Source organism: Streptococcus sp. LQJ-218, from assembly GCF_003428885.1.
GTDB lineage: Bacteria > Bacillota > Bacilli > Lactobacillales > Streptococcaceae > Streptococcus.
In genome coordinates, this window is sequence record NZ_QQRU01000006.1 from 21,982 (window position 1) to 32,854 (window position 10,873).

At 41.2% G+C, this 10,873-nt stretch carries 14 protein-coding genes; all 14 read right to left on the minus strand.

Annotation, left to right across the window (positions count from 1 at the left end; genetic code table 11):
* Position 1: 1 nt before the first annotated feature.
* The 14 genes from infB to D2908_RS06235 all read right to left on the minus strand — a co-directional run bounded on the left by infB (position 2) and on the right by D2908_RS06235 (position 10,857).
* Positions 2 to 2,803 (minus strand): translation initiation factor IF-2, encoded by a 2,802-nt coding sequence (gene infB, locus D2908_RS06170; RefSeq protein WP_117305671.1) that lies wholly within the window; start codon positions 2,801 to 2,803, stop codon positions 2 to 4.
* 16 nt (positions 2,804 to 2,819) lie between these two features.
* Entirely contained in the window at positions 2,820 to 3,119 is a 300-nt protein-coding gene (locus D2908_RS06175; RefSeq protein WP_117305673.1) for a YlxQ-related RNA-binding protein, read from the minus strand.
* Positions 3,112 to 3,405: a YlxR family protein gene (locus D2908_RS06180; protein WP_117305675.1), complete on the minus strand. Its 294-nt coding sequence runs from the start codon at positions 3,403 to 3,405 to the stop codon at positions 3,112 to 3,114. Before D2908_RS06180 ends, D2908_RS06175 begins: the two co-directional genes overlap by 8 nt.
* A 21-nt stretch (positions 3,406 to 3,426) precedes the next feature.
* Entirely contained in the window at positions 3,427 to 4,563 is a 1,137-nt protein-coding gene (nusA, locus tag D2908_RS06185) for a transcription termination factor NusA (RefSeq protein ID WP_049494960.1), read from the minus strand.
* A gap of 42 nt (positions 4,564 to 4,605) precedes the next feature.
* Positions 4,606 to 5,085, minus strand: a complete 480-nt coding sequence (gene rimP, locus D2908_RS06190; RefSeq protein WP_117305676.1) for a ribosome maturation factor RimP — start codon at positions 5,083 to 5,085, stop codon at positions 4,606 to 4,608.
* 128 nt (positions 5,086 to 5,213) lie between these two features.
* Positions 5,214 to 6,383, minus strand: a complete 1,170-nt coding sequence (locus D2908_RS06195; RefSeq protein WP_117305678.1) for a glycoside hydrolase family 3 N-terminal domain-containing protein — start codon at positions 6,381 to 6,383, stop codon at positions 5,214 to 5,216.
* Positions 6,384 to 6,553: 170 nt separating this feature from the next.
* Positions 6,554 to 7,189, minus strand: a complete 636-nt coding sequence (gene trmB / locus D2908_RS06200) for a tRNA (guanosine(46)-N7)-methyltransferase TrmB (protein ID WP_117305680.1) — start codon at positions 7,187 to 7,189, stop codon at positions 6,554 to 6,556.
* Complete coding sequence (locus D2908_RS06205) at positions 7,186 to 7,980, minus strand: phosphotransferase family protein (protein ID WP_049494967.1); 795 nt, start codon at positions 7,978 to 7,980, stop codon at positions 7,186 to 7,188. The genes trmB and D2908_RS06205 overlap by 4 nt, the downstream gene beginning before the upstream one ends.
* A 162-nt stretch (positions 7,981 to 8,142) precedes the next feature.
* Positions 8,143 to 8,754 (minus strand): type II CAAX endopeptidase family protein, encoded by a 612-nt coding sequence (locus D2908_RS06210; protein WP_117305681.1) that lies wholly within the window; start codon positions 8,752 to 8,754, stop codon positions 8,143 to 8,145.
* A gap of 33 nt (positions 8,755 to 8,787) precedes the next feature.
* Entirely contained in the window at positions 8,788 to 8,970 is a 183-nt protein-coding gene (locus tag D2908_RS10145; RefSeq protein ID WP_240628276.1) for a hypothetical protein, read from the minus strand.
* A complete protein-coding gene (gene blpZ / locus D2908_RS06220; RefSeq protein ID WP_117305683.1) occupies positions 8,948 to 9,181 on the minus strand; it encodes an immunity protein BlpZ in 234 nt (77 codons plus the stop codon). Before blpZ ends, D2908_RS10145 begins: the two co-directional genes overlap by 23 nt.
* Positions 9,182 to 9,222: 41 nt before the next feature.
* The gene (locus tag D2908_RS06225) at positions 9,223 to 9,912 is read right to left on the minus strand and encodes a CPBP family intramembrane glutamic endopeptidase (protein WP_117305685.1); all 690 of its coding nucleotides are present in this window, start codon (positions 9,910 to 9,912) and stop codon (positions 9,223 to 9,225) included.
* Between the two features lie 74 nt (positions 9,913 to 9,986).
* Positions 9,987 to 10,370, minus strand: coding sequence for an immunity protein (locus tag D2908_RS06230; RefSeq protein WP_165847453.1), 384 nt, complete (start codon positions 10,368 to 10,370; stop codon positions 9,987 to 9,989).
* An 82-nt stretch (positions 10,371 to 10,452) separates the two neighbouring features.
* On the minus strand, positions 10,453 to 10,857 hold the full coding sequence (locus D2908_RS06235; RefSeq protein ID WP_117305688.1) for an immunity protein: 405 nt from the start codon (positions 10,855 to 10,857) through the stop codon (positions 10,453 to 10,455).
* Positions 10,858 to 10,873 lie beyond the last annotated feature (16 nt).

Consider the following 10,873-nt stretch of genomic DNA (forward strand, 5'->3'; position numbering starts at 1 on the left):
ATTATCGTTTGATTTCTTCCATGACATAGGCTTCAATCACATCATCCATCTTAAGATCATTGTAGCCATCAATCATGAGACCACCTTCACGGCCATTTGTAACTTCTTTAACGTCATCTTTATAGTGTTTCAAGCTAGCTAGAGCACCATCGTAAATAACGACACCATCACGGATTACACGAACTTTAGAGTCGCGGGTAACTTTACCGCTAGTAACCATAAATCCACCGATTGTTCCAACTTTAGAAACTTTGAAGGTTTCACGAATAACTGCTTCACCAATAACTTTTTCTTCAAATTCTGGATCAAGCATCCCTTTCATGGCTTCTTCCATCTCTTCGATCACCTTGTAGATAATACTGTGGAGACGGATTTCCACATCGTCAGCTTCTGCTTGTTGACGAGCTTGAGGTGTAGGACGTACGTTGAAACCAACGATAAAGGCATTTGAAGCCTCGGCAAGAGTCACGTCAGATTCATTGATAGCACCTACTGCTGAGTGGACGATGGTAACTTTAACACCTTCTACATCGATCTTTTGAAGTGAGGCAGAAAGAGCTTCAACAGAGCCTTGTACGTCGGCCTTGATAATGACGTTAACTGATTTGAGTTCACCAGCTTTAAGCGTATCAAAGAGGTTTTCAAGGCTGACACGTTGGGTAGCTTGACGTTGTTTCATGAGAGCACGTTTGGCACGCTCTTCACCTGCTGCACGCGCAGATTTTTCATCTTCGTATACAGCAAAGTGGTCACCCGCCATCGGTGCTTCGTTCAAACCTGTGATTGAAACTGGTGTTGATGGCCCTGCAACCTTAACACGACGACCTAGGTCGTTGGTCATGGCACGGACACGTCCGAAGGTATTTCCGACAACGATTGGATCTTGAACGTTCAAAGTACCTTGTTGGACAAGGAGGGTTGCAACCGCACCTTTACCTTTGTCCAAGCGAGCTTCGATAACTGTACCGATAGCACGTACTGTTGGGTCTGCTTTGAGTTCTTGGATTTCAGCCACAAGAAGGACAGTCTCCAAGAGTTCATCGATATTTTGATTAAACTTAGCTGAGATTTCTACAAACTCAGAATCTCCACCCCAAGCTGTTGACATAACACCATGCTCAGCCAATTCACCGATCACACGTTCTGGGTTGGCACCTGGCTTATCAATCTTGTTAATGGCAACGATGATTGGAACGTTGGCCGCTTTTGAGTGGTTGATGGCTTCGATAGTCTGAGGCATAACCCCATCATCTGCCGCTACGACCAAAATAGTAATATCGGTAACAGAAGCACCACGCGCACGCATAGATGTAAAGGCCGCGTGTCCTGGTGTATCAAGGAAGGTAATCTTCTTGCCTTTTTCCATGATTTGGTAGGCACCGATATGCTGAGTGATCCCACCTGCTTCACCTGTCGCAACACGAGAATTACGAAGGGTATCTAGAAGGGTTGTTTTACCGTGGTCAACGTGTCCCATGATAGTAACAACTGGTGGACGCTCAACCAATTCATCTTCATTGAGATAACCATCTTCGACAAAGAAACGTTCAATGTCGGCATTATCCACTTCAACCTTTTGCTTGGCTTCGATACCGTAATCCACCATGAGGAGTTCGATTGTTTCTCCATCCAAGGATTGGTTTTGTGTGGCCATGACACCCATCATGAAAAGTTTCTTAACGATTTCAGCTGGTTCACGTTTGATACGCTTTGCGATTTCCGCAACGGTCATACCATCTGTATATTCAAATTCTGTTGGCAATTCATGGAATTTACGTTCTGTAACAGGTTTTGAAGTCTGATGACGGTTGTTCTTGTTATTGCCTTTTTTGTTCTTCTTGTTGTTATTCCAGTTACTATTTCTTTGATTTCTCACTTGATTTTGACTACTTCGATTCTTTTGTTGTTTTCTAGGACCATCCTCTTCGTGATCATATTCGCCACGATTTTTTTCTGGTCGAGCTTGTTTTTTACGACGTGTATCCACTACAGCTGCTTTTTTCTCAGGGACGACTTCAACCACTGCTTGAACTTGCTCTGCTTGTTGTGCTTGTGAAGCTAACTTAGCCGCTTCTTCAAAGATTTCCTCTGGCTCCTTGCGTTTGTTAGCTTGAGCCAAGGCTTCTTTAGCTGCTTGAGTTTGCTTGAAGCGTTCCTCACTTGAACGTGCATATTCTGCATTTTGCTCTGCTTTTAGAGCTGCTGCACGGGCTTTAAAGTCAATACGTGGAGCCACTTGATTTGGACGCTTGTCCTCTTGTTGACGGCGAGCGTTTCCACGATTTTGCTGACCTTGCTGTTTCTTAGCTTGGTCACTAAAGCGACGATTGTCACGATTACCTTGACCTTGTTTTCCACCATTACGGCCGTCGTTTTTCTGACGGTTTCCGTTTTGTTGTTGGTTACGGTTATTGCCCTTATTTTGTTTGCGTCGTTCTGCCTGCTCTTTGGCACGTGCTTCGCGCTCAGCCTTGAAATTACGACTTTGCGGTTTAGCTGCTACTTTTTCTATTTTAGGAGCGACTGGCTCTGCAGATTTTGCCCTTTCCTTGGCTAGAGCTGGTTTTGCTGGCTCAGATTTTTCAGCTTTCTTTTCTGCACTTGCTTTTGGTGCTACAGGTTTTGCTTCTGCTTTCGGAGCAGCTGCGGACTTAAAGCTGGCAGCAATTTTTGCAGCAGCAGCTTCTTCCACACTTGATGAGTGGCTTTTCACATCCAAGCCCAACTCTTTTGCACGCGCTACAACTTCTTTACTTTCTTTTCCAAGTTCTTTTGCGATTTCGTACAATCTTTTCTTAGACAAATCATGTCCTCCTCTTCTATTCCATAAGAGACCTCATTTTCTTTGTAAATCCAGCATCTGTTACAGCCAAAACCTTTCTCGGTTTCCCGACTGCTATGCTTAATTCCAGTGTTGAAAACACGGTTACAATTTCTACTTGATAATGATGGCTTTTATCTTGAATCTTCTTGGTTAGGTTGGGTCCAGAATCATGGGCGAGAAAGACCAACTTGGCCTTGCCATCTTGAATCGCTTTAACGACCAATTCTTCACCCGATATGATCCGCCCTGCTCTCTGAGCAAGTCCCAAGAGATTACTTATCTTTTGCTTATTCAAGTCCTAACTCTCTTCTTTTCACTTTGTGATCCACGTAAGCGATCAACTCGTCATAAAAGCTTTCTTCCACTTCCATGTTAAAGCTGCGGTTAAAGACCTTCTTCTTTTTCGCCTCTAAGGCTTCTTTATTGTCTAGCTTGATATAAGCGCCACGGCCATTGGCCTTGCCTGTCGGGTCGATAAAGACTTGTCCTTCCTTGTTCTTGACAATACGGAGCAAATCACGCTTATCAATCACTTCGTTAGACACAACAGACTTGCGCAAAGGGATTTTTCTCGTTTTCATCTTTCCCTCCTCTAGCAGTTTTTATTCTTCAACAGTATCGTTTTCTGCTTCCAAGTCTACCAAATCAGCTTCTTCCATGGCTTCAAACTCACTTGCAGACTTGATATCAATACGATAGCCTGTCAAATGAGCTGCCAAACGAACGTTTTGTCCACGGCGACCAATGGCAAGAGAAAGCTTGTTATCAGGAACAACCACCAAGGCACGTTTGCTGTCGTTTTCATCAAAGATAACTTGGTCAACTTCAGCAGGAGCGATAGCGTTATAGATAAATTCAGCTGGATCGGCTACCCATTCGATAACGTCGATGTTTTCTTCGATTGGCACCATACGGTCGCTCTTAGCATCATAGCGAGCTGGATGGAATTTACTAGTAATCTTCTTGATGTTAGCACCACCACGTCCAACGATTGTCCCGATCGCATCCACGTTTGGATTGTGGCTACGAACAGCAACCTTAGTACGGTCACCAGCTTCACGGGCCACGCTCATGATTTCAACAGTTCCATCATAAACTTCTGGAATTTCTTGCTCCATCAAACGTTTGATCATTTCTGGATGGCTACGGCTCACAAAGACGTTGACACCACGAGGATTATCTTCAACCTTGTAGACATACACTTCGATACGGTCATGAGAAGCAAAAACTTCTCCAGGAATTTGGTCTTGTTTTGACAATTGGGCTTCGATACTGCCGAGGTTGACATAGATAAAGCGGTTGTCAAAGCGTTCTACAGTACCTGACATGATTTCTTGTTCATGCTCTTTGTAAGTATTGTAGGTAATGGCACGTGTTTGCTTGCGCATCTTTTCCATGATGGTTTGTTTGGCAGATTGAGCTGCTACACGACCAAACTCACCTGGTGCTTCTTCAAATTTAATCTTGTCCCCAAGCTCGTAAGCTGAGTTAATGGCAAGAGCATCTTTCAAGCTGATTTCCAAACGGCTATCAAATACTTCATCAACAACTTCACGGACAGTGTAGACAGTAAAGTCACCTGTCTTTTCGTTGAAATCGATAGCTACACTGTCAGACTGTCCATAGCGTCTGCGATAGGCTGAACGAAGTGATTCCACCACTGTATCAATGATGTCTTCTTTTTTGATTCCCTTGTCTTCTTCCAAAATGCGGAAGGCCTCTAGCATTTCTTTACTCATCTTCTATTCACTTTTGAATCTTCAAAAGCTTCCTTTCTTTTACTATAATTTTACTGCTAAACGTGCTTTTGATACCAAACTGTATGGGATTTGGACCGTTTTCTTACGTGTCTTGTCCATATATTCCATAGTCAACTCATCCTCTTCAAAGGATAGCAAGGTTCCTTCAAAGACCTTTTGCTTATCGATGGCTTGGTAAAGTCCAACATGGATGTATTTCCCAACTGCTCCAGCGACTGCTTCCTTAGTTTTCAAAGGACGCTCCAAGCCTGGGCTGGTGATTTCTAGAAAATATTGTTCTGGGAAGGGATCTGGCTTGATAGTATCTAGGACAGGACTGATGATCTCTGTCAAGTCCGCTGTGTCGTTCAAGGTAATTCCCTCTGGTTTATCTACAAAAATACTAAGAATCATGTCACTGCCAATCTTTCCGTACTCGATATCAACGAGTTCAAAGGGAGCTTCAATGACAGGTTCTACGACTTCTCTGACTAATTCTACGATAGTTGCGATTGCGTCCACCTCCTCACAAGCAAGAGGCGAAGATATTTCCCCGCCTCACTTTCTCATATTCTTGTTATAATTATAACACAAATCAAGCCAACCTGCAAGGATTTGACCTTGAAGCTTTTTGTCTGGGCTTACAAGACTTACTGCGACGCTCCTAATAAGCCCAAATCGTATTTCCAAGTTAAAATTCGTCTGACAGACTCATCAATACGCTCTTCTGTCAACTCTCCAGAGGAAATTTTCTTTAATAGATAAGGAATCTGGGTTTGATAGGAAGACCCTAGAATCAAATCATTTCCAGCTACAATCACTTGAAAAGCAGCTTCTTCCTGACTGACAAAATCGGCTAATCCCGCCATATCAAAATCATCTGTCAGAATGACACCTTTGAAATGCAGTTCCTTACGAAGAAGGTCCGTGATTTTCGGTGAGATAGATGATGGCACTGTGTCAATTTTAGATAGGATATTGTGAGAGACTAAGACGCTATCTGCCCCTGCATCTATCCCAGCTTGAAAGGGAAGAAAATCAGCTTGTCTTAATTCATCCAGAGAACGGTTGTCTTGGATAACAGCGGTATGACTATCTCCATTATCGCCATATCCTGGAAAATGTTTCAAGGTTGACCCAACCTTACTCTGTTTAAGTTCTTCTACGACCTGCTGAACATAGCTTGCAGTTGTTGGTGCATCTTGTCCAATCGTTCGATCATAAATGAAGGCTGATTGATTCCTTGCAAGATCCGCAACTGGGAAAAGTCCTGCATTGATCCCAACAGATTTTAACAGCTCTGCCTTTTGCTTGGTATCAGAAAGCACCGCCTCCATTCCCCCTTGCTGATAAAGTGCCATAGGAGATTGAAAAGGAGTTTCTAAAATCGAGCTGATACGAGTCACTGTCCCTCCTTCTTCATCTGAACCAATCAATAAAGGAATCTTGGCAGCAGCTTGGTAACTCTTTGTCAAAGCCTTTATATCCTCTATGCTTCGACCCTCAAAATCTCTGCCAAATAAGATATAACCAGACAAATGATAAGATTGAAGATCTTCTATCTGATGATTAGAAGGAACTCTAGCCCAAAATAATTGTCCTACTTTCTCTTCCAAGGTCATCGTGGCTAATCTGTCTTCGATAACCTTATTTTTCTCTCCTTCACTGGTTTCAATAGTTGTTTCAGTTTTTTCTACTTGAACCTCTTTTTCTGCCTGCACCTCTACTTGTCTCTGTTGTTGATAATCAGAAAAAATCAAACCAAGTATGACAAGAAAAAAGAAAAGATAGAATACAAGAGGATTTATACTATTTCTCATAACCTTTTCATTATACCACTTATCTGGCCGCAAATACACTCTTAGCAAAAACCACCTGTTTTGAAAGCAAACTAAAAGGACCTAATCCTGTGCAATACAGAACTAAATCCTTAAAATATATGATTTGTTTTACTTTTTGAGTGCGAAACAGTTTTCGACATCTCTTTAGATTAAAACTGAGCCTCAACTCGGTAAATAACTTGCCCCTTGTTGGAGAATTTTTGCTCGTATTCTGTCATGACATTGCCTTCAAAATCACTGGCATGTAAATCAAGCCAGACACCATTGAGCTTCATACCATACTGAGAAAAGCTCACTAGGCTGTACTCAAACAAGCCACGGTTATCTGTCTTGAAATGAATTTCTCCATTTTCAGGCAAGATACGCTTGAAGGTATCCAAGAAAGTCTTGTAGGTCAAACGACGCTTTTCATGGCGTTTTTTCGGCCATGGATCTGAAAAATTCAGATACAAGCGATCAATCTCACCGTCTTCAAAGTAGTCTGTCAAATCAGAACCATCCACCCACAGAAGCTTGATATTAGGCACTCCAACTTCAAGCACCTTGTCCAAAGCGTAGCTCAAAACAGACTTTTGAATATCAATCCCGATATAGTTGATGTCAGGATTTTGCTTGGCCATACCTGAAACAAAGGCACCCTTTCCACTTCCAACCTCCACATGAATGGGATTGTCGTTTCCGAACAAGCTCCGCCATTTCCCCTTGGCTTCCAAGGGATTGAGGACCACATACTGGGGATTTGCCTCTAGTAATGCTGTTGCCCCTTTACGATTTCTAACTCTCATCTTCTCTTTCCATACTTGTCTCGGAAGTGACGCAAGCCATGGATCTCCCGATTGACATTTTCTAAATCTTGGTTCATATAATACTTGGAAATCTGACTCAAATAAGATAATTGAGCATACCAGTACAATTTATTTAATACCGTTTGATTATACTTGTAACCGTAGTAGGTCAACCATTCCTTCCACTGATGTTCTGGAATATAATGGCAGAGCATATGGGCCACATCAAACATGCGGTCGGTCAAGCGAACCGAATCCCAATCTACCAAATAAATCAAGCCACTGTCTGTCTCAATCCAATTACTATGTCGTACATCTCCATGGACAATGGTCGCATAGTCCTCTCTAAATCCTGGAATAGTCTGACGTAAATCAGCCATCACTTCACTGATAAAATGATTTTTACGCAAAGCATCTGGAGCCGTTTCCTGCCAAGACTGTAGTAAATCTACAGGTGTTTCCATGACATATCCCAAACGACTCAACTGTGTCATCAACGGACGTGAGCGATGAAGACGGGTTAAAATATTGACGATTTGTTTACGATTCATATCATAGGGGGTCAATATCTTGCCTGTCAACCATTCTTGAGCACTCATATCACGACCATCTGCCAAACGGCGACTCCATAATAATTGTGGAGCAATTTGTTCTCTAGCTAGACCAGGTAGGATTGGAGAGGTGTTCATTTTTACAAAGATGCGCTTCCCATCAGGATAGCTACCCATATAAGCCTTGCCACTTTTCCCAGGTATGGGAGTCAGTATTAGCTCATTATCACCCAAATCCATTTCTTTCCTCCGTATAAAGTTTCCTTACTATTCTACTAGTTTTTGGTCTATTCGTCAACCGCTCCACACCCGATTCTCAAAGAAAGGCATCTGGATTAGCTTGGGCTAGGATTCTAGAAAGAAAAAGGCAAGCACCGTCTTCTGCTTACCTTTTCATGATTTTTAGAAATAAGTTAAGAGTGGCCAAGCATTGTAAAACATGTGAACTAGAGTAGAAACCCATAGGTTTTGGCTCTTTTTATAAGCGAATCCCAGCAACAAGCCCCCAAGTAGATAAAAAATAAACGAAGGGACATTAGAAGGTCCATGCATAAAAGAAAAGAGAGAGGAAGTTAGCACAAGCCCTAACCAAGAATTGTCAAAAACTGCACCTTGAAGAAGTCCTCTGAAAATGAGTTCCTCCTGGATGGGTCCAAAAACTGAGGAAGTCAAAATCAAAGACAGAGAAATTCCTCTGCTGACTTCCGCCAAGTGTTGAACTCCCGCGCCAGAAGAAACAGCGAAGAAATGAATATAAACCAACGTCTCAAGCACACTTAGAAGAAAGATAGCAATGAAAAGTAAAAATTGTTTCCTGCTTAACATCCCAAAAGAAATCATTTCAAACTTTCTAGCATAAGCAACACTCAGCGAGGTTACTAGAAGACTTACAATCATCAGTGCAGGCTCATTTTGAAAAAAATCCCCATGGTTAATCGTATAAGGAACTGTAATGACGATTATTAGTACTAAAAATCCAAAACAAAAGGCATGAAATTTATCAAAAAACTCCATAAAATTATCCTCCTCAACAGACTTTCCTACAAGTCATCCTTTAGCTTTAGTCTTTCCAAAACAAACCATTTTATACTCTTCGAAAATCTCTTCAAACCACGTCAACGTCGCCTTGCCGTAGGTATGGTTACTGACTTCGTCAGTTCTATCCACAACCTCAAAACACTGTTTTGAGCAACCTGCTGCTAGTTTCCTAGTTTGCTCTTTGATTTTCATTGAGTATTAATAGCCAAAATCCGACCACATAGCCAGCCCCTAAGACGATAGCCATTAAAGATAGCATGGGATTCAGAAAATAAAAGACCACAACAGATACAAAGGTTAGCACAAAAACGTTAAAGGCAATGGTGTCAGAAGCCAAGACTAGAATATAAGGTGTCAACCAGTCTAAGGTTTTGGAATCTAGGAAAAATAAGTGTTTATACATGATGACCTCCTCTATGGCTGAAAAGCAAGCCTTTTATTTTTTTACCCCAAGACCCTATGTAGAAAAGTCAGCAAAAATGGTAAGTTTGCAATGATATTATTAACAATATGAATCGAATAAGAAGGATAGATACTCTTCGTATAACGTGTTAGACAGGCAAATAGACAGCCCACTGCCGTATAGACAAAAATATCTGCGAGACTTGGCAAGCTAGAAAAGTGGGGCAAGGCAAATAAGAATGACGGAAAGAGAAGATCCAGCCCCCATCTCGAATTCTTAAAGAAGGCATGTTGAAGCAATCCCCTACATACCAATTCTTCCATCAGAGGTCCTAGTACGATTAAGGTTAGGTAAACACCAAACTCCGCAAAATTTGTCTCACTATAGGCAATAAACAAATTCCACCCTTCATTGGTTCCTTGAACGTGTTTAGCTGTCAGATAGTTAAAGCATATCAGCACAACAGCGGCTAACACCGTCAGGACAGAATAGCTCAACCACTTTTTCCTAGGGATGCGAAAGAGATAAGCATGGCCCGACCTGACCAAAATCCAAACCATCAAGCCGATAAAGAGAAGACTGATGATGTTTCGAATCCAAATAAGATTTCCTACCCAAGACGAGAACTCCCAATAATTGCTCCAAAATCGGGTTGTCCAAAACAATCCAAAAAACAAAAATAAATAAGAAAGAATGGCACTCGTTTTGAAAAGAATAGGATATTTTTTCATATAAATCCTCCCCACTATCTACAAGACAGAGGCTAGCCTAATACCTCCCCTTGTCAGGCTCTACTACTGCAAGATTATGAAGACAGTTTGTTCTTTTTAAGGCTGACCTGACTACTAGATAATAGATACATTAAGGCATTAAAGACAATGAAAATATGTCCATAGAATAAAATTAACCTCGCATCCAAACCAAGATAAAGTTTGACCATCAAAAAGATGAGCAAAAGAATTTGAAACCATAAGGTTTTTTCAAAAATAAATTTAAAGCGGTTTCGAATGTCTACTTCCTTGATTTTTACCGCCAAACCTTTATTAGCAAGAAGGAAAACGCCTGCTTCAAATAATCCACTGTAGAGAACAAGCCACCCAATTGATACATTAGAGATTTGTAAAAATGTCCCTAAAAGAATATTCAAAATACTACTCAAGAAAATAACAAGAAATAATCTATATTTCATTTTAAATACCTCCATTCACTTATTTCACGGACAGTTTAATAGAGCCTTCTAATCAAAGATTCTGTCAGAAGGAGAAGGCAAGCTACTTCTTATAATACTTCAAGCCCCAAATGAGTAGAAGCATGATAATCAAGCAGAGAATGGCACCAATATAGGCAATTAATTGTTGATAGAATTCTCCTGCTGTGATACCCCTATACAAACAAATAATAGACATAAAACCTGTCAAGCCGATATACATGAGTTGATTGGTTCTAGGACTAACCAAATCATCATCTTCAAACTCTCTTATCCTCATTTCCCTAGTGAGATAAACAGTAACCAAAATAGAAGCCAAGTTAATAACCACTAAAAGAAATTGGAGGACTAAGGAAAAATTTAAAAACTGACGAGATAGAAATAGATAAGTAAAAACAAGTAAGGGCAACTGCCCTAGGAACAATCTCGTAAGAAAGATGTTCCGTTTTTTAGCAAGAAAAGTTTTCATTTTTTTGCTCCTTTCT